This is a genomic window from Clostridia bacterium (assembly GCA_017438525.1).
Classification (GTDB): Bacteria; Bacillota; Clostridia; order Oscillospirales; family RGIG8002; genus RGIG8002.
Window position 1 is genome coordinate 14,493 of the sequence record JAFRVI010000051.1, and the last position, 20,826, is coordinate 35,318.

Below are 20,826 nucleotides of genomic sequence, written 5' to 3' on the forward strand. Positions count from 1 at the left end.
GGGGAAGGTGGATTGCCGCCGCAGGCGGCAAGACGGATGAGGTGTAAAATGAACGAAACACGAAATCCGGATCTGAAACCAAATGCGCAAAGCTTGAGAAAGAATATGACAAAGGAAGAGCGCCATCTTTGGTATGACTTCCTTAAAACCCTGTCCGTTACCGTAAACAGACAAAAGGTAATAGGCAGGTATATTGTGGATTTCTATTGCGCGGATGCAAAACTGGTGATAGAGCTCGACGGTTCGCAGCATTATGCGGAAGCCGGCATAGCAGGCGATAAGGCGAGAGACAAGTTTTTGAGTAGTCTGGGATTGACTGTTTTAAGATACACTAATCTCGATGTGAAAAAGAATTTCAGAGGGGTATGTGAGGATATATTGAATCACATTGACACCTCATCCGCCCCTTCGGGGCACCTTCCCCTCAAGGGGAAGGCTTGAAACGGCTCGGCGCGAGCTTCGCGCTCACCGCGCCGAAGATAAAGAAACAACCGTGGAGGGACATATGAGAAAAACCATTGCTTTTATACTGACCGCGGCGCTGCTGCTTCCGGCGCTTGTCATAGCGCCCTTTTTCGCCGTGCATACTCACGCCGCCACGGTCTACGCCGTTTGCGTTATATGCGACGGCAGCGGCAGATGCGGGCTCTGCGACCCCAAGAATACGCCGGAGGGCACGGGAGACGGCTGGCTTCGCTGTGATTTCTGCGACGCGGACGGTATGAGAAAATGCGGCACTAACCACACCGGCGACGGCACCCCCATCGGCTGCGACGGCAGCGGCTATCTGTCTGACGGAAGCGTCTGCCCGAACTGCAACGGCACGGGCAAATACCTCTGCGACGCGTGCCACGGCGAGAAGAAGTTTAAGTGCAAGTGCAACGAGATGGGTCAGCCAGGCAAATGCACCGTCTGCTACGGCACCGGCTGGTACACAGTCGATTCGCAGGGGCAGAAGATCGAGATCGGGCACGGCGTCTACCCGCCGGACGGCGCAAAGCTTGACGCAGGCGCGTGGGGACGCCACGAATACTACACCTACAACGCCTCGCGCTTCGGCACGGGCGTAACGCCGTATCAGGCGATGGCGAAATACGGCGCGAGCACGAGGACGGAGTTCTACAAAGTCCTCGGCGGCGGCACTGTAAACGGAGGCGGCTCGGGGAGCGGAAACGGAGGAAACTCCGGCGGCTCCGGTAACGGAGGCGGCAACGGAGACAACGGCGGGACGGATAACCCCGGCGGCGACCCCGGCGACCCCGGCGACCCCGGCAACCCGCCGGAGAACCCGCCCGAAAACACCGGCCTCGAGGTCGTGATCCCGCCCGACGCACAGCTTGTCGAAGACGCCGCAAAGCAGGACCTCGACGAGATGTTCATCTTCTCGCGCCGCGTGGAAGGAACCTATCTGATGACCGTGCGTTTCATGAAAAGCTGGCTTTCGCCCGCGGAGCTGGAAACGCTGCATAACATGACCGAAGCGGACTTCGCCGCCCTGCGCGAAAAGCTCGGCGCGGCTGCGGACGGCTTCCGCTACCTGCGCAGGAGCGTAGAGCCGGCGGAAAAATACCGCGTGGACTTTGACTTCGGCGCCGGCGCCGAACTGCCGTTCCCGTGCGAAACGCTGCTGCAGCTCCCCGCGGGCAGCGTGCCTGCGGACGCGCGGCTTTACCGCGTCAAAAACGGCGACGTTGACTTCGCCGGCGACACTCGCCTCGAGCACGACGCTTACGGCGACTACCTCACCTTTACCGATACCTCGCTCGGCGGCTACGTCTACGCCGTCGGCGACCCCGGTGAGATCTTCGCGGACGAGCCGTCGTCCGGCGCGGAAGCCCCGCAGGGCAGCGAGCCCGCCGGGAACAAGCCGAACGGCGTCCTGCCGATCATACTTATCGCGGTCGGCGCGGCCGCCGCGGGCGCAGCGTCCGTCGCGATCCCCGTTGCGATAAAGAAACGCAAAGGGAAGTAGTCATTCGCTTGAAAGGAGCGACTATGAAATACGGTGAATCGACATTTGACATACTCTATCTGCTTTTCGCGATAATTGCCGGATGCGTCATGCTTGCGAAAGCGCGTGGCAAAACCGAAAAGCTGATGGGCTTTGCCGCGCTTATCCTCGGCGTCGGGGACGCGTTCCATCTCGTGCCGCGCGTGCTCAATTATTTTTGCGAAGCGGACTTTACCCTTTGGCTCGGCGTCGGCAAGCTCGTCACGTCGCTGACGATGACGGTCTTTTACGTGCTTATGTATCACATATGGCGCGGACTTTACGGCGCGAAGGAGACGAAGGGCGCAACCGCCGCGGTCTACGCGCTCGCCGCGCTGCGCTTCGCGCTCTGCGCCTTCCCGCAGAACGGCTGGCTGACGAATGAAAGCGGCGTGCTTTGGGGCGTGCTGCGCAACCTGCCTTTCGCGGCGCTCGGCGCGCTGATCGTCGTTTTGTATTTCCGCAGGCGCGGAGAGCTGAAACGCTTCCGTTTCGTCTGGCTTTACGTGACGCTGTCGTTTGTATTCTATTTGCCCGTCGCGGTCGCCGCGGGAATGCTGCCGATCCTCGGTATGCTGATGCTGCCGAAAACGGTCTGCTATATCCTGCTGATATGGACCTTCCTGCTCGCCGTTTTGAAAGACGAGCCGAAGAACTGACAAAAGGAGAATGGATATGAAAGAATCGCACGACGATCCCGCCGAGTTGACAGAACAAGAGATGATCCTCCGCGAAGCTCTTGGTGACGAGGGATACGAAAAGTTGGCGGCGGAACTGTTCGATAAGGCGCTGAAAGTAGCGCAGGACGACATCTTACATAATCATCCGATATTCAAGGAGCAAACGGCGTATTGTGAATCCGAGAAAAATCTCAAAGACTGCGAGCCGTATGATGAGCTGGATCGAAAATTTTTTGAGCTGAAACGGCAGTATGAAAGTTCGTTTGAAGATATGCGAAAAGCCGCGGAAGCTGCGGCTTACCGGAGCGAGTATTCAAAGGGCGGCGAGTGCATACACCGCGGCTACTATTCTCCGAGTGTGGCGGATATGTATGTCACAGGTAGCTGCAGAGGCAGACTGTATAAACGTACCCCAAAGCCCGGGCAGTACGATTATGAGTATGTTTTTGACAAAGACGGATATCTGATCTGTGTCAAGAAATACGCTGCCGACCTGGACGGCATATACAGCATCGAGCTCTTTCACCGAGAGCCGGAAAGGACGTTTTCGTTTATATTCAACGCCTTTGACAAAGATCTTGAAGGCATAACGGAATGCCGCTATGAGAACGGCAAGCTCATTAGATACGAATTTGCGCTGACTTTCTTTGATGACCGCTGTGTAGAAATCAACGTCGAATCATTTGAATATGATGGTGAAATGCTTAAAACCGCACACGTTGATTCTTACAGCACCCGAAGCAAGTTGTTGAAGAAAAACAAATACACCTTTTCCAGAAACGCCGAAGGATGCATAACCGAGTATGCGTCGGAGAATATGAGCGGCTATGTGATGTCACAGAACGGGAACAAACCGATGAAGTTCGAGCCGTGCCCCGTTTTCGGAGCGCATAAGCGTATTCCGTTTCTGTGGGAAGATATAACCAAAGAGCAGCACCGTAAATGAGCCGATAGGATAAAAGGAATAAAACAACGCCGCAGGGCGTAGTTTTTCATATTTTTTCATTATTTGCTTCTTGACATTAAAGCGTAAAAGTGATAACATTTTCCGTTGTTTGTTTTTTCTTTCAAGGCGATTTCGGAAAGGGGTAAAACGCTATGCTGACAGCAGTCGTGGGCATCAACTGGGGCGACGAAGGAAAGGGGCGCATGGTCGACCTGCTTTCGTCCGATTACGACGTCATCTGCCGCTATCAGGGCGGCAACAACGCGGGGCACACCGTCGTCAACGAGCGCGGCAAGTTCGTGCTCAACCTGCTGCCGTCCGGCATCCTGCGCGAAACGACGGTCAACGTGATGGGCAACGGTATGGTGATAGACCTCGAGCATCTGCACGGCGAGATCGCCTCCCTCGCGGAAAAGGGCGTGAGCGTCACCCCCGCCAACCTGAAAATAAGCAGCAAGGCGATCATCTGCCTGCCTTATCACAAGATGCAGGACATAATGGAGGAAGACCGTCTCGCAGACAAGAAATACGGCTCCACCCGCCGCGGCATCGGCCCCGTCTACGCCGATAAGTATATGAAAAAGGACCTGCGCATGGAGGACCTTTTCGACGACGGGCTCGAATCGAAGCTCGCCGACCTCGTGGAGTGGAAAAACATAACCTTCGCCGGCTACGGAAAGAAGATCGACGCCGCCGAGATAGCGCGTTGGCTGCGCGTCTACGGCGAAGCGGTCAAGCCGTTCATCACGGACGTCACCGCCTTCCTGACCGGCGCGGTCGCGGATGGCAAAAACGTGATGTTCGAGGCGCAGCTCGGCGCCCTGCGCGACGTCGAGTTCGGCATATATCCCTACACCTCGTCCTCCACAACTCTCGCCGCCTACGCGCCCATCGGCGCCGGCGTGCCGGGCATGAAGCTGGATAACGTCATCGGCATAATGAAGGCGTATTCCACCTGCGTGGGCGAAGGTCCCTTCACCGCCGAGATGTTCGGCGAAGAGGCGGAGAAGCTCCGCGCCGCCGGCGGCGAATACGGCGCCGCGACCGGACGTCCGCGCAGGGTAGGCCCCTTCGACGTGCCCGCCTCGCGCTACGGCGTGAAGATGCAGGGCGCGGACGAGCTCGCGCTGACGAAGCTCGACGTGCTCTCGTATATGGATAAGATCCCAGTCTGCGTCGCCTACGAGATCGACGGCGAGCGCACCTGCGAATTCCCCAGCGGAGCGCGCCTCGACCGCGCGAAGCCCGTGGTCGAATACGTCGACGGTTTCGGCGACGTTTCCGGCTGCCGCAGCTACTCGGAGCTGCCCGCGGCGGCGCGGCGTTACGTCGAATACCTCGAGGACGCTGTAAATTGCCGTATCGGCTACGTTTCGGTGGGAGCGGGCAGAGACGAGTATCTGAGAAAATAACGCGAAAAAACGCAAATAAGACGGCAGGGAGCGCCCTGCCGTCTTGACATATCCGGCCGCCGGTGGTATCATAAAAGTCAAGAAACCGATGCAAAACGGAGCGAAAAACAGATGGCCCTTACTGAAAGAAGAATCAAAGGCGCGGTGGAGATCGCGCTCGCGGCGGTGCTTATAACCGTATGCTCGTGGATAACGGTACCGATCCCGTCGGTGCCGTTCACGCTGCAGATATTCGGCGTATACGCGGCGATCTTCACGCTCGGAGGGCTGAAAGGCACTCTCTCCGTGGCGCTCTATATCGCGCTCGGGCTCGTCGGAGTGCCGGTCTTCTCCGGCTTCAAGCCGGGGCTTCCCGCGCTGCTCGGGCCGACCGGCGGCTATATCTGGGGCTTCCTGCTCTCCGCGCTCTTCTGCTGGCTGGCGGAGGCCGTGCTGATAAAGAAACCGACGGCGCTGAAAACGCTCGCCGCGGCGTTCGCTTCGCTGCTGCTCTGCTACGCCTTCGGCACCGGATGGTTCGTTTACGTTTATACGAGGAACACCGGCGGCATCGGCGTCTGGACGGCTTTGACGCTCTGCGTGCTGCCGTATATAATCCCCGACGTGCTCAAGATCCTCGGCGCGTACAAGCTCGCGCAGATCGTGAAAAAGCGCGTCGATTTGTAGGAGAAACAAATGAACGTTACCGAACGCCTTTCCGCGCTCGCGGAGCCGGAATACGCCGATTTCAGCGCGAAGCTGACGCCGAACCTGCCGCCTGAACGCTTCCTCGGGGTGCGCGTGCCGAAGATACGCGCGCTCGCCCGCGAGCTCGCCGGAACGCCGGAGGCGCGGGAGTTCCTGCGCTCGCTGCCGCATAAGTATCACGAGGAAAACCTGCTCCACGGTTTCCTCGTCGAGCGCGTGCGCGGCTTTGACGAATGCGCCGCGGAGCTGGAACGCTTCCTGCCGTATATCGATAACTGGGCGGTCTGCGATTGCGTTACGCCGCCCGCGCTGAAACGCGATCTGCCGCGGCTCGAGGCGCTTTCGCGCGGGTGGATCGCCTCCGGCGAGACCTATACCGTGCGCTTCGGCATACGGATGCTTATGGCGTTCTTTCTCGACGCCGCGTTCAAGCCGGAGTATCCCGCGCTCGTCGCCTCCGTGGAGAGCGGCGAGTATTACGTGAAGATGATGGCGGCGTGGTATTTCGCCACCGCGCTCGCGAAGCGTTACGCCGACGTGCTGCCCTTCATCGAGCGCGGCCTGCCGGACGTCTGGACGCACAACAAGGCGATACAGAAGGCGATCGAGAGCCGCCGCCTGACCGATGAGCAAAAAGAATACCTGCGCGGTCTTAAAAAGAATAAGTGAGACTGTTGGTTATTTGTCAATAACGTTCGAAGGAGGCGCTGAAATGAACAGGGTATATATTAATTTAGTACCATCCAAAAGAGTATACGGCGGAATAGAAACAGAGGGAGCAGACATTTTCAGATACTTTAACAAAAAGGATATCAAACAATATTTGAGTTTATTCGATGGCGAGCGTATACCGTTTTCGGAAAATAATCTGTTCGCTTTAATGAGTATAACCAATCATATAAAAGAGCTTGGTATAATTGTTTTCGGGGAGAACAAGGTCGATTTCCCCAAAGGTGTAAACGGCAATTTCCTTGGTTATGACGTATCCGGAGATTCGATGCATCTTTCTCCGCTGTATACTGCTTTTTTCGGGAACGACGGAGGACAGTATTTTCAAGACCTGCAATCCAAACTATCGTGTGGAGTGAACGAATACGGGTTGTTTGACAGCATTGAAAGTGCCATTGAGCTTATAGGGCTTGTCAACGCGGCAAAAGAGGATAACGTTTTTGAAGAAGACGGAAAACTCAAGCCCGTTTTTGTTTACAAATGCTGATTAAAGTATGTTTGACTAAAGCAATCCAGATGAGGTTGTTATAACTAATGATTGAGATGTGTTTATAGAATGAGAGACAGTATTGAAGAGTCAATCATATCAAGAGCGGTGATTCGCGCAAACACTCATTATTATGAGTATCAGGATGCCATAGAGTTGGTTGAGTTATGCCGTCAGGAAGGAATACCTGTTTTGGGTATTGATTCTTTTATCATTACTGAAACAAAAACGCAGCCGTTTTTGGAGCATAGTGTAGATCTTTCCGATTGTGAAGATACCCACGATAAAGCAAAGGGTTTTTTAGAGCAGAAGAAAGAATACGGTTTCCTTTTTGAAGTTGTTTATTAACCTGATCATAGGAGAGAAAACGCTATGAAGTTCAACGAGGTTTTCGGAAACGCCAAATGGGTAACCTGCGAGGAGGGGTGCATTTCGCCCTATATCCGCGCGGAGTTCGAGGCGCCCTGCAAAAGCGCCGAGATCACGCTCTGCGGCTTCGGCTACGCCAACCTTTATATCAACGGCCGCCGCGTCGGCGACGGGTTTTTCCTGCCGCTCAACAGCTGCTACCACTATAACCCCAATCTGCTCTGCGTCAAAAACAGCGGCGAAGAGCTCGGCAGCCGCACCTATCCCGTCAAATACGATATAAGCGATTACCTCGTCGACGGCAAAAACGCGCTCTGCGTGCATCTCGGCCCCGGCTGGTACGCCCACGGCGATATGGAGAAGCCGGAGGACGAGTGGATAAAGCCCTACGGCGTCGTGAAGGCGGCGTGGCGCGTCGTCTTCGCCGACGGCAGCGAGCTTGTCTCCGACGAAAGCGCCGTCTGGGCGCAGTCGCCGCTTTTGAGCTGCAATCTCTACTGCTGCGAGATACAGGACGACGCGTATTACATACCCGACGTTTCCGAGGCGGAATGCGCCTTCACCGGCTGGAAGCCGGTCAAGCTGACCGACGTGCCGGATACCGACTATTACTTCTCCGACTGCCCGCCCGACCGCATAATACGCACGATAATACCGAAGGAGATATCCCGCCGCGACGGGCATATAACCTACGACGTCGGCGAAAACGTCACCGGCAGGGTCGTTTTCACGACCGACGGCCCCTGCAAGGTCGGTATGCGCCACAGCGAGGGCGTGACGCCGGAGGGGGAGATAGACCCGAAATATCACCACTGGCAGTGGATGAAATACGACTGCCGCGGAGTCCGCGAATACAGCGAAATGTTCAAGTGGTCGGGCTTCCGCTACTTTGAGATAAGCGACTGCGCGAAGGTGCTGCGCGTCGAGGTCATACACACCGACGTCGCCGTGACCGCCGCCTTCGAGTGCGATAACGAAACGCTCAACTGGTATCACGACGCCTTCGTCCGCACGCAGCTGAACAATATGCACGGCGGCATTCCGTCCGACTGTCCGCATATGGAGCGCCGCGGCTACACCGGCGACGGCGAGCTCACCTGTGAGGCGGTCATGAATATCCTCGACTGCGAGAGCTTCTACCGCAAGTGGATGAAGGATATATCCGACTGCCAGGACAGAAAAAGCGGCCACGTTCAGCACACCGCGCCGTATATCCCTTCGGGCGGCGGCCCGGGCGGCTGGGGATGCGCGATAATCGAGGTGCCGTATCAGTTCTGGCGGCAATACGGCGATATCGCGCCGTTGAAGGAGATGTATCCGCAGGCGAAAAAGTACTTCGGGTATCTCGACAGCGTCAGCACGGACGGCGTTATGTACGTTGACGAAAACGACCGTATGAGCTGGCTCGGCGAGTGGGCGGTCCCGATCGGCTGGGGCGAGCGTATGAACGTCGCGCTCCCGCCGCCTTACGTCACCGCGTATTTCTACGTCCGTTCGCTTTGCAGGGCGATAGAAGCGGCGCGGGCGCTCGGCTTTGAAGAGGATATACCCGCCTTCGAGGCGAAAAAACGCTTTCTGCTCGACGTTATCGTCAAAAACTATTACGATCCCGCGACCGGAGATTTCGCGAAAAACACCCTTTTCGGCAACTGCTACGCGGTCGATCTCGGGCTCGGCGACGCGCGGACGTGGGATAACCTCGTCGCCTCCGTCGAGGCGGAACGGCGCCTTTACACCGGTATCTTCGGCACGGATATAACCCTGCGCCTGCTTTTCGAGCGCGGCAGGGAGGATCTGGCGTTTATGCTTATGACCTCCGAGAAGGAATGCAGCTTCGGCTGGTGGAAAAGCCACGGTATGACGACTCTCTGCGAGCACTGGGATATGGCGCGTTCGCTCGATCATCCGATGTTCGGCTCGTCCGACAGGTATTTGTTCAGATATATCCTCGGAATTCGTCAGCCGGAGGGCTCGCACGGCTGGGAAAAACTGATCGTCAAGCCGGTCGATATCCCGCAGGTAAGCAAGGCGTCGGGTCATATCGACACGCCGCGAGGCGCGGTATCCGTCAGCTTCGAGAAGACGGACGGCAACGCCGGCTTCGTTGTGGAAACGGATATCGAGGGCGAATTCGAGTTCCGCGGAATGTCTATGCATTTGAAGCGTGGACGGAACATAATAATACAGTAACTGCGATGGATAAAAGAGAACTTGCGGCGCGCGCCGCCGATGAAATCGGCTTTTTCCAATACGGTTTCGTGCCCGCTTCGGAGCTGAAAACGAGCGAAGAAGTCAGGAAAATGTGCGAAAGCAACGTATGCCGCCGCTACGGCACGACCTGGGCGTGTCCGCCGGCGTTCGGCACCGTTTCCGAATGCGCCGAGCGGCTCAAAAAGTACGCCGCGGCGATGATATTTTCACGTAAATACGACCTCGACGATTCCTTCGATTTCGAGGGGATGATGGCGGGCGCGAAGGATTTTCACGCCGCCGCGGAGCAGTTCTGGCAGCGCGTCAAAACGGATCTTCCGGAAGGTCTGCTTATGGCGAACGAGGGGTGCGTAAAGTGCGAAAAATGCACCTATCCGGACGCGCCCTGCAGATTTCCCGATTCGCTGCATCCCTCGCTCGAGGGCTACGGATTCATGGTCAGCGAAGTCGCCGCGCAGGCGGGAATAAACTATATTAACGGCGCGAACACGGTCACGTATTTCGGTGCGCTCTTTTTCTGACGCCGAAAACCAGCGAAAAACACCGGAAAAACGGCCCGCGCTTCCTCTGAGCCGACAGAAAAGTCCCAAACGGGGAAATTATCAAAAAGAAACTCCGTAAACGCTTCTCAAGGAGCGTTTTTTTATTTTGTTTTTGCCGAAGGAGATCTGAAGCAAAGCGTTTTTGCGCCGGAAAACGCAAAAATCATGCTCCGAAACGCAAAATTGCCGATTTTCAGGCGTAAAAATTGTAAACTCAGACAATCTCTTTATTTAAGCGGATTGTATAGCATATGAATAATACTTATATTAGTTATATTCATATGAATATTGTTCATAATAGTGTTTTTTCTGACTTTTTTAAAGGAAACGCCGTCCGTAAAACACCTTGTAAAAACAGGAGGTGGTTACCGTTGCAAAAACAGACTTTTTCTGGTTTTTTAAACAGGAATAAAACGGCAAAAATCGTTACAATTGACATGTTGACCGCGGACGCGTTTAATGCTATAATTAATTGTATAAAACTGTGGTGAAACAGTTGTCTTAATTCTGGATCAAAGCGCGTCCTTGTGACGCAGGGAGGGAAATGTTATGAAAAAGAACGGATTATTGTCAGCAAGCAGAGCAATCTCGTTTCTGCTCACACTGACGCTTATACTCTCATGTTTGGGAGTTCTTCCCGCGGGTCTGACCGCGTGCGCCGAAACTGCGGACGCCCCCGTCATAGTGAACGCCGGTTTCGAGACCGGCACGGCGAGCCCGTGGATACTCGGCGGCAACTCGGAAATCGTCGCGGGCGGCCGTGACGGCAGCGCATACGCGCTGAAGGTCGCGGGTGCAAAGTGGACTCACGTCAAGCAGCAGATTTCGGTCAGTCCGAACACCGACTACCGTATCACCGGCTGGGTGAAGCGCGTTTCCGGCACCGGCGCGCACTATCTCTACGCGAAGGGCGAAGGCGACAAGAGCATTCCCGCGATCAACGGAACGCGGCAGTATTTCACCTATATGGATTCCGACTGGGTTATGCACAAGTGGGAATTCAACAGCGGCAGCTTCACCACTATCAACATTGATATGGTTATAGAAGATCCCGACTCGGTCTTTCTTTACGACGATATTTCCATAAAAGAGCTCCTGCCGTCGAGCTTTGACGGTTACATCTACAACGGCAACTTTGAGACCGGCGACTACAATCCATGGAGCATAAAAAGCCCTGCGGGCGTCGTTGCCGGCGGCCGTAACGGGAGCGATTACGCCTTCAGAATGGAGGGCGGTCAATGGAGCTCGGCGTCACAGAACGTAGAGGTCGAGCCGCACACGGACTACCGCCTCACCGGCTGGGTGAAGCGCGTTTCCGGCACCGGCGCGCACTATCTTTACGCAAAGGATCAGAACGGCGGAAACATCTCCGCGATAAACGGAACGAAGCAGTGGTTCAACCAGACGACTACCGAATGGGTGGAGCACGTCTGGGAGTTCAACAGCGGCACGTTTTCGTACATAAAAATATACATGACCGTAGAAGACCCCAACTCCGTCTTCCTTTATGACGACATAACGCTTGAAAAGCTTTGCACCGCGAGCTTCGACGGCTATATCACGAACGGCGACCTTGAAACAGGCAGCGCGGGCGGCTGGGATCTCAACGACGGCAGCACTATCGTACCCGGCGGATACAACAGCGGCTACGCGCTGAAGGTAGGCGGCAGCGCCGGGACGGCCGTAACGCAGAACGTAAAGGTGGAGGGGCTCACCGATTACCGCCTTACCGTTCGCATCAAACGAATCAGCGGCAGGGGTGCGCACAGTATTCTCGCCAAAAAGGGCGACTCCGTTCTGGAGAATATCAACGGCACCGACGGAAAGATTACCTTCACCGACAGAAAGTGGCACGAACAAAGCATAGAGTTCAACAGCGGCAGAACGGCTGTGATAACTATTTGTCTTCATGTCGATGCCGCGAGCGCAGTATTTATTTATGACGACATAACTCTTGAAAAGATCGGAGCTGTCGATTACAGCGACGTGCTCAAGGGCGACGTAACGCTCGACGGAGTTATTGACGAAACCGACCTTGCCCTTGCGGAGCGCGCGATTAAAGGTGATACGGAGCTTGAAGGCGCCGCGGAATACGCCGCCGATATGAACTATGACGGCAAGGTCAATGAAGACGATGCTTCTCTGCTGCGCGTTTACCTCGGCAGCGGCTCCGCGTCGGCGGTGCTGCTTACGCCCGCGCGCGGCGAGACCGTTGCGAACGCTTCCTGGCAGATAGACGAGCTGCTCACGAATTACAGACCCGGCAAGTCGGATGAATACTCCGGCATCGGCAGCCGTCCGGATCAGTATATGCGAGATACGGTCGTACTGCACTGGATGTTCGCCGGCGAAGCGTCCGGATACACCGTGCTGCTCGCGGATAACCCGGAGCTGATCGGCGCGAAGGAGTATAACGTCACCGAGCCGACGCTTTCCATACAGAACCTTTTGGTAAACACCGACTACTACTGGGCGGTGGAAGTCGACGGAGCGCGCTCCGAGGTCGGTACCTTCCACACCGCCGATACCGTCCGCACACTCTGGATCGAGGGCGTTTCCAACACCCGAGACATCGGCGGCTGGAAGACTGTTGACGGCACTCAGCGCGTGAAGTACGGGATCGCCTACCGCGGCGCGAAGTTCGATGACTTCACCGAAGCGGGCAAGCAGGCGATAATCGACCTCGGCATAAAGACCGACGTCGACCTGCGCGGCAACAACGAGGGCGTCAACGAGCCGCTCAAGAAACTCGGCGTCACATGGTACCTCGCCGGATATTACGGCTGCGCGATGTATAACGGCACCGATTCGACGAGCATCGAGCGCATCGGCAGCAACCACGTCAACGGCATTATAAACGCGCTCCGCGCCTACGCGGACCCCGCGAACTACCCCGCCTATTTCCACTGCAGCTACGGCCGCGACCGCACCGGCACGCTCGGCCTGCTTCTGCTCGGCCTTCTCGGCGTTTCCAAGACCGACATACAGAAGGATTACGAGATGACCTTCCTCTCCGAATGGGGCGGCGGCGGACTCAGCGCCGAGGGGCACGTCTCGCTGCTCAACAGAACGATAAGCTGGATTCAGACGAACTATGCGCAGGGCGGAACGCTTCAGGAATCGATTGAGGCATACGTGCTCGCCGCCGGACTTTCCGCCGACGAGATCGCCGCGATCCGCGCGAATATGCTCGAGCCCGTTCCCGAGGAAGCCGCCGTTACCGGAATGGAGATCGCCTCCGAGCCCGATAAGACCGAATACACCGAGGGAGATCTGCTCGATCTCAACGGCGGCAAGCTTGCCGTTACATTCAGCGACGGCGCGGTCAAAGAGGTGAAGATGAGCATAGATATGGTAAGCGGTTTCGACAGAAACGCCGCCGGCGATCAGACGTTGACGGTCACATATGCCGGATTTACCGCGCAGTTCGACGTTGAGGTCAAGGGAAAGACAATGACTCGGATAGAGATCACCGCTCTGCCTGAGAAGCGCGAATACACCGAGGGTGAGGAGTTTGACCCGGCGGGTCTGGAGGTCACGGCGTATTACGACAACGATGCGCAGGAAGTGCTTTCCGCCGACGCTTATGAGATATCCGGCTATGAATCGACGGTAGGCGAACACACGATAACGATTACCGTGGGAGAGTTTACCGACAGCTTTAACGTGACCGTTGTCAGCGGCTTTATACGCGGCGATTTGGACGGCGACGGCGAAATCACCGTCGCGGACGCGCTCGCGGCGCTGCGCATAGCCGCGAAGCTGGCGGAAGAAACTCCGCGGGCGATCGCGATAGGCGACGCGGACGGCGACGGGCATATCACCGTCGCGGACGCGCTTGCGATACTGCGCGTAGCCGCGAAACTTGCGGATACGCTTTGATCACGATACGGCACCGCTGAACACCGAGGCGATGCTACGGTGTTTTTTCGCTGACGAGGCGATACGGGAAAGGAGCAGACAATATGAAAAAAACAATTCTCGGCAGACGTTTGCCGGCGCTTATTCTGGCTCTTGCGCTGGCGGTATCGTTTATCGGCGTACTGCCTGCCGCGGCGGAGACGGCGAGCTTCGACGGCTATATCTGTAACGGCGACTTCGAGACCGGAGAAGCCGGAGCGTGGAATATGGCGGGTACCTATTCGATCGTCGCCGGCGGACACGACGGCAGCGGCTACTGCGTCAGAGTCGCCGGAGCCGCGTATTCGAAGGCGTATCAGGACGTGACCGTCGAACCGAACACCGACTACCGTCTGTCCGGTTGGGTGAAACGCGAAGCGGGCGTCGGCGCGCATTACTTTTACGCGAAAGGCCTCAGCGGCGGCACGCTTGAAACGCTGAATAATACCAACCCGTGGCACAGATACGTGACGCCGGACTGGTACTGGTTCATATGGGATTTCAACAGCGGGGATAATACGCAGATCAACGTCCGCATAGAAATCGAAGACGCGGCGTCGGTATGCTTATACGACGATATAAACCTCCGCAAGCTGACGAACTCCGACAAGGCCGGCTATCTCACGAACGGCAACTTTGAAGCCGGCATCCCGAACGGCTGGCAGCCGAGCGGAAACTCCTCCGTAGTCGCCGGCGGTTATAACAGCAGCTACGCTATGCGGGTCGACGGCCTCGTCAAGCAGTACATCCGCGTCGACTCAATGAGCGACTACCGCGTCACCGTAATGGCGAAGCGCGTCAGCGGCACGGGCAGCCACGAGATCCGCGTGCAGAAAGGCACGAACGTCTACGAGGCGATAAACGGCACGAGCGGCGTTTTCAGCAACGCGACGGACGGCTGGGAGGAACGCTCCTTCGAGTTCAACTCCGGCAAGACGACGCAGGTTGCGCTTTTCCTCGCGGCGCTCGACGCGGGAACTGTCTACCTTTACGACAACGTGACCGTGAAAAAGATAAACAACCCCGCTCCCGACTACTCCGGCGTCATGAAGGGCGACGTCGACCTTAACGGCGAGGTCAACGCCGCCGACCTTGAGCTTATCCGTGAGCTCGGCGGTACCGCCGAAGGCGCCGCCGCCTACGCCGCGGATATGAACTGCGACGGCAGTATTACTCCCGACGATCTGCAAATGCTCGACGATTACCTCGCGATGGGGGACAACGCGATCATGGCGCTTTACCCGACGCGGGGCGAAACCGTCGCGCACGGCAACTGGCAGATAGACGAGCTGCTTCACGACTACTATCCCGGCAAGTCGGACGACTATTCCGGCATCTACTTCGGCATGGGAACTCACACCAACCAGTATGCGCGCGATCCGGTCACGCTGCGTTGGATAAGCAGTTCGGGAAAGAAGAGTTACACCGTTCTGCTTACTCACGAGGTCGATCCCGAGACCGGCGTGCCCGACTTCACTAACGCGAAATCGTACGTCGCCCGGGGCACCGAGCTGAGTATACAGAATCTGCTTGTCGATACGGACTACTACTGGATGATAGAAGGGGGCGGGGAATATGCCGGCGGCGTATTCCATACCGCGAAGACCGTCCGCACCTTCTATATCGACGGAGTCACCAACAGCCGCGACCTCGGCGGATGGCCGACAGAGGACGGCCTTGCGAGAGTGAGATACGACGTTGCGTTCCGCAGCGCGCACTTCGATCACATAACCGGCGCGGGCAGAGCCGCTGTCGCGGATATCGGTCTGAAGACGGATATCGACCTGCGCGCCGACGGCGAAGGAGTCGTCGCCCCGCTCGGCGACGACGTGGCCTGGCTCCGCGCGGGTCCGGACGGCACGGCGATGTACTACACGACCGGAGGCAACAGCATAAGCAACCTCAAGGGTTCGCACACCCAGGGCTCGCTCGCCGCGCTTCGCGTATTCACCAACGCCGCGAATCTGCCGGCGTGCTTCCATTGCGCCTACGGCCGCGACCGCACCGGCACGGTAGGATTCCTGCTGCTCGGTATGCTCGGCGTTTCGTATTACGATATAGTGAAGGATTATGAAATGACCTTCCTTTCATATGTGGGCGAGCAGAATCAGACGATAAGAGCCGATGAATCGGCCACAAAAACGCTGGACTGGATAATGGAAACCTATCCCGCGGATTCCCTCAAGGAATCTACGGAGAAGTACCTTCTCGCCGCAGGTCTCAAGGCGGACGAGATAACGGCGATACGCAAGAACCTGCTTGAAGCGGCGGACGGCTCGCCGCTCAAGGCGGACTCGATAGAAGTCACGACGCTGCCTCGCAAGCTTTCCTTCCTCGAGGGCAAGACGAAGCTCAACGTCATCGGCGGCAAGATAACCGTGCGTTACAACGTCGGCGTCACCGAGGAAATATGGATGGATAAGTCCATGGTCAGCGGCTTTGATAATACGATCGTCGGGCCTCAGACGCTGACGGTTGAGTATATGGGAGCGACGACTACCTACGAGGTCGAAATAACGCCTAAGAGCGTGATTCGGATAGAGATAACGTCCCTGCCTGAGAAGCGCGAATACGCCGCGGGTGAGGAGTTCGACCCGGCCGGTCTGGAGGTCACGGCGTATTACGACAACGATACGCAGGAAGTGCTTTCCGCCGACGCTTATGAGATATCCGGCTATGAATCGGCGGCAGGCGAACACACGATAACGGTTACCGTGGGAGAGTTTACCGATAACTTTACCGTGACCGTAATAAGCGGAGCGATGCGCTACGACTTCGACGGCGACGGCGAGATCACCGTCGCGGACGCGCTCGCGGCGCTGCGCATAGCCGCGAAGCTGGCGGAAGAAACGCCAGAAGCGATCGCGATAGGCGACGCGGACGGCGACGGGCATATCACCGTCGCGGACGCGCTTGCGATACTGCGCGTAGCCGCGGGTCTTTCGAAACTGACGTCCTGAGTGAAAGATCTTTCGCCGATAGATGTATTTATTGCGGTCCCTTCTTTTGAGGGGGCCGCAATTTTTCGGCTGAATGCAAGAATAAAGTAGGCAAAAATCCTCATATTTACACCTTGACTGCAAGCGTGAAAAATGGTAAAATATATTATGAAGATTTGCGCTGTGTTTATATGCGGCGCTGTTAAGGAAGGAGAATGCACTATGATGAAGAAAACGTTTATCGGCAGCCGCTTGCTCGCGGTAGTTCTGACGCTTGCGATGGTCCTTTCCTTCGCGGGAGTTCTCCCGCTGGGGATCACCGCGTCCGCGGCGGACCCGAGCTTTGACGGCTACATCTACAACGGTGACTTTGAAACGGGCACGGCAAGTCCGTGGAAACTGAACAGCGGATCGTCTATCGTTACCGGCGGCCATAACGGCAGCGGATACGCCGTTCGCTTTCAATCTTCCAACGCGTGGTCGTACTTTTATCAGAAAGTCAACATTCAGCCCGACACCGATTACCGCGTGACCTTCTGGGTCAAACGCGTTGCCGGAACGAGTTCACACAATATTTACATCTACGATCCGAATGACACCAATAACATTCGCCCCGGTATAAACGGCACAAAGCAGTGGTTCAATTATACCAGTGATGAATGGGTGAAGCACGTTTTTGAGTTTAACAGCGGAACGCTGACAACTGTTGGTATTTACTTTAAAAATTCAACAGCGGATGACGTCTTCCTTTATGACGACATAACTCTCAAGGCGCTGCCGAAACCCTCCTTCGACGGTTATATCTACAACGGCGACTTTGAAACGGGCGACGCCGCGCCATGGACTCTTCCCGCCGCCGCTTCCATCGTTGCCGGCGGCCACGACGGCAGCGACTACTGCGCACGCCTTGCCGCAAGCGCACCTGATAAACAGTGGGAGCACATAAAGCAGGAGATCACCGTCGAGCCGAATACGGACTACCGTCTTTCCGGCTGGGTCAAGCGTGAAGCAGGGACCGGTGCGCATTATCTCTACGCGCAGGGCCCCGGCAATGAAAAACTGTCTGTGCTCAACGACTGCCATCAGTGGTTCACGTATGCCAATCAGGAATGGACACAGCACATATGGGAATTCAACAGCGGCGCGTTCAGCACGATAAAACTCTATATGATGATCGAGGATCCGGCGTCCGTCTTCCTCTATGACGACATAACGCTCGAGAAACTCGCGACTGCGAATACCGACGGCTATATCACCAACGGCGATTTCGAGACCGGCGTCGGCAGCGGCTGGGTGATCAACAGCGCCTCCGCCATCATCGAGGGCGGCAGGAACGACAGCGACTACGCGCTGAAACTCGCCGGCTCCGCCGGTCAGAACGCCAGACAGGCGATCATCGTCGAAGGCATGACCGATTTCCGCCTGACCGTTTACGCCAAGCGCCTTTCCGGTACCGGTGCGCACGCGATCTTCGCTCAGAAGGGCGATACGGTGCTCGAGCCGATAAACGGCACCGAAGGTATCGTCAACGGCGGAGACGAATGGACGGAATACGTCTATGAATTCAACAGCACCGCGGCGACACAGGTGACGATATTCCTTCAGGTAACCGATCCCGGAACCGTCTTCCTCTATGACGACGTGAAGCTCGAAAAGCTCACCGGTCCGGATTACAGCGACGTGCTCAAGGGCGACGTCGACCTCGACGGCGAGCTGACGAATGAGGACGCCACGCTCATCGAGCAGCACATCGCGGGCGAAACGACGCTCGAAGACGCCGCCGCCTACGCCGCCGATATGGATTGCGACGGCGAGATAACCGAGACAGACCTTGCGATGCTGCGCAGCTTTATCAGCGGCGAAGCTTCCGCCGTACCGCTCTATCCGATAAACGGCGAGACCGTCGCTAAGGGCTCGTGGCAGATCGAAGAGCTCCTCGTTGATTATACTCCCGGCAAGTCGGACAGCTACTCCGGCCTCGGCTCGCGCAAGGATCAGTATATGCGCGATCCGGTCGTCCTGCGCTGGAAGGCGAACGAGGGCGGCGCACGCAGCTACAACGTTCTGGTCGCCGATAACTACAAGCTCGAGAACGCCAAGAGATACCTCATCCAGACCGACGGCTCTTCCGAAAAGACCCTTTCGATACAGAATCTGATGGTAGACACCGATTATTACTGGGCGATCGACCTCAACGGTAAGCGCTCCGAAGTCGGCACCTTCCACACCGCCAAGACGGTCCGCACCTTCTGGATCGAGGGCGTTTCCAACACCCGCGATCTCGGCGGCTGGCTGACCGAAGACGGACTTTACAGAGTCAAGTATAACGTCGCGTTCCGCGGCGCGAAGTTCGACGACGTGACAGAAGAAGGCAAGCAGGCGATAACCGACCTCGGCATAAAGACCGACGTTGACCTGCGCACCCATAACGAGGGCGTCCAGGCGCCGCTCGCCGATATCGGAGTCGAATGGTTCCTTGCCGGTCACAACGGCGCGGCGATGTATTATTCCACCGAAGCCAGCACGATCAGCGATCTGACGAGCTCCTACGTCGCGGGCACAATCAACGCTGTCCGCGTTTACGCCGATTCGACCAAGTTCCCGGCGTATTTCCACTGCAGCTACGGCCGCGACCGTACCGGCACGCTCGGCCTTATGCTGCTCGGTCTGCTCGGCGTCGGCAGGAACGACATCCTCGCCGATTACGAGATGACCTTCCTTTCCGAGTGGGGTGGCGGCAACCTCAGCGCCAGCGGCCACACCAGACTGCTTATCAATACGATGGACTGGCTGCAGGAGACATACGCTCCCGAAGGAACGCTCAAGGAAGCGGTCGAGGGCTATCTGCTCGCCGCGGGCCTTACTGCCGACGAGATCTCCGCGATCCGCGCCAATATGCTCGAGCGCGTCGGCGAGGAGCCGGAAGCGACCGGCATCGAGGTCACCATGCTTCCGGACAAAACCTCTTATCTCGAGGGCAAGGATGAGTTCGACGTTACCGGCGCAAAGCTGACCGTATATTACGACGACGATTCCTTCGAAGAGATTGACATCACCGCGGACATGGTCAGCGGCTTCGACAACACCGTCGTCGGTCCTCAGACACTGACGGTCACTTACGGCGAGTTCACCGCGACCTTTGAGATCGAGATAACCGCGAAATCGCTCACCCGCATAGACATCACCGGCCTGCCGGATACGCTCGACTATATCGAGGGCGAGGAGTTCGATCCCGCCGGACTTGAGATCACGGCGTATTACGATAACGAAACGAGCGAAGTGCTCGCCGCAGACGCGTATACGCTCGAGGGCTTTGAATCCACCGTCGGCGAGCACGTTATAACAGTCTCCTACGGCGGAAAGACCACCGCGTTTACGGTGAACGTTGCCGCAAAGACGCTCGAAAGCATCAAGGTTACCGCGTTCCCGAACAAGCTCGAATACGTTGAGGGTGAGGAGTTCGACGCGACCGGGATCGAAGTGACGGCGTACTATGACAATAAAACGAGCGAAGTGCTCGCCGCAGACGCGTACACGCTCGAGGGCTTTGAATCCACGGTGGGCGAGCACGTCATCACCGTTACGTACGGAGAAAAAACGGACGCCTTCACCGTGACGGTCATTAAGAAAGCCATCCCCGGCGACATCGACGGCGACGGAGAAATAAGCGTAAGCGACGCGCTTATGGCGCTTCGCGTCGCGGCGAAGCTCGCGACGTTTGAGGATGAGGCGCTGTTCGCACTTGCGGACGTTGACCACGATGGTGAGATCACCGTTTCCGATGTGCTGCGCATTCTCCGCGTTGCCGCAAAGCTGGCTGATCCGAGCACTCTCGCGTAATACGAACACGGGCTGTCATTTTCGCCTGAATAATGGGTTTTCGGCAGCTCCCTTTTTAAAAGGGAGCTGCCGTTTTTTGCCGTAATTACTCAAT

The 20,826-nt window shown here is 56.8% G+C and carries 14 protein-coding genes; all 14 read left to right on the forward strand.

All coding sequences use genetic code 11. The features are described 5' to 3' along the window. Positions 1-48: 48 nt before the first annotated feature. The 14 genes from IJL83_04955 to IJL83_05020 all read left to right on the forward strand — a co-directional run bounded on the left by IJL83_04955 (position 49) and on the right by IJL83_05020 (position 20,732). The gene (locus tag IJL83_04955) at positions 49-441 is read left to right on the forward strand and encodes an endonuclease domain-containing protein (protein ID MBQ6552943.1); all 393 of its coding nucleotides are present in this window, start codon (positions 49-51) and stop codon (positions 439-441) included. 64 nt (positions 442-505) lie between these two features. Continuing rightward, a complete protein-coding gene (locus IJL83_04960) occupies positions 506-1,972 on the forward strand; it encodes a hypothetical protein (GenBank protein MBQ6552944.1) in 1,467 nt (488 codons plus the stop codon). A gap of 23 nt (positions 1,973-1,995) precedes the next feature. After that, positions 1,996-2,649 (forward strand): hypothetical protein, encoded by a 654-nt coding sequence (locus IJL83_04965; GenBank protein ID MBQ6552945.1) that lies wholly within the window; start codon positions 1,996-1,998, stop codon positions 2,647-2,649. Between the two features lie 16 nt (positions 2,650-2,665). Beyond that, positions 2,666-3,616: a hypothetical protein gene (locus tag IJL83_04970; GenBank protein MBQ6552946.1), complete on the forward strand. Its 951-nt coding sequence runs from the start codon at positions 2,666-2,668 to the stop codon at positions 3,614-3,616. A 152-nt stretch (positions 3,617-3,768) separates the two neighbouring features. Next, positions 3,769-5,028, forward strand: coding sequence for an adenylosuccinate synthase (locus tag IJL83_04975; protein MBQ6552947.1), 1,260 nt, complete (start codon positions 3,769-3,771; stop codon positions 5,026-5,028). A 111-nt stretch (positions 5,029-5,139) separates the two neighbouring features. Then, entirely contained in the window at positions 5,140-5,694 is a 555-nt protein-coding gene (locus IJL83_04980; GenBank protein ID MBQ6552948.1) for a biotin transporter BioY, read from the forward strand. A gap of 9 nt (positions 5,695-5,703) precedes the next feature. Next, positions 5,704-6,384: a DNA alkylation repair protein gene (locus IJL83_04985; protein ID MBQ6552949.1), complete on the forward strand. Its 681-nt coding sequence runs from the start codon at positions 5,704-5,706 to the stop codon at positions 6,382-6,384. 43 nt (positions 6,385-6,427) lie between these two features. After that, positions 6,428-6,931, forward strand: coding sequence for a hypothetical protein (locus IJL83_04990; GenBank protein MBQ6552950.1), 504 nt, complete (start codon positions 6,428-6,430; stop codon positions 6,929-6,931). A 69-nt stretch (positions 6,932-7,000) separates the two neighbouring features. Then, positions 7,001-7,279: a hypothetical protein gene (locus IJL83_04995; GenBank protein ID MBQ6552951.1), complete on the forward strand. Its 279-nt coding sequence runs from the start codon at positions 7,001-7,003 to the stop codon at positions 7,277-7,279. Between the two features lie 24 nt (positions 7,280-7,303). Further along, the gene (locus IJL83_05000; protein ID MBQ6552952.1) at positions 7,304-9,490 is read left to right on the forward strand and encodes a family 78 glycoside hydrolase catalytic domain; all 2,187 of its coding nucleotides are present in this window, start codon (positions 7,304-7,306) and stop codon (positions 9,488-9,490) included. 5 nt (positions 9,491-9,495) lie between these two features. Further along, complete coding sequence (locus tag IJL83_05005; GenBank protein MBQ6552953.1) at positions 9,496-10,032, forward strand: DUF2284 domain-containing protein; 537 nt, start codon at positions 9,496-9,498, stop codon at positions 10,030-10,032. Between the two features lie 570 nt (positions 10,033-10,602). Further along, positions 10,603-13,935 carry a tyrosine-protein phosphatase gene (locus tag IJL83_05010; protein MBQ6552954.1) on the forward strand — a complete coding sequence of 1,111 codons (3,333 nt, stop codon included), beginning with the start codon at positions 10,603-10,605 and terminating at the stop codon, positions 13,933-13,935. Positions 13,936-14,018: 83 nt separating this feature from the next. Beyond that, a complete protein-coding gene (locus tag IJL83_05015; protein MBQ6552955.1) occupies positions 14,019-16,913 on the forward strand; it encodes a tyrosine-protein phosphatase in 2,895 nt (964 codons plus the stop codon). A gap of 201 nt (positions 16,914-17,114) precedes the next feature. Next, on the forward strand, positions 17,115-20,732 hold the full coding sequence (locus IJL83_05020; protein MBQ6552956.1) for a tyrosine-protein phosphatase: 3,618 nt from the start codon (positions 17,115-17,117) through the stop codon (positions 20,730-20,732). The last annotated feature ends 94 nt before the right edge of the window (positions 20,733-20,826 follow it).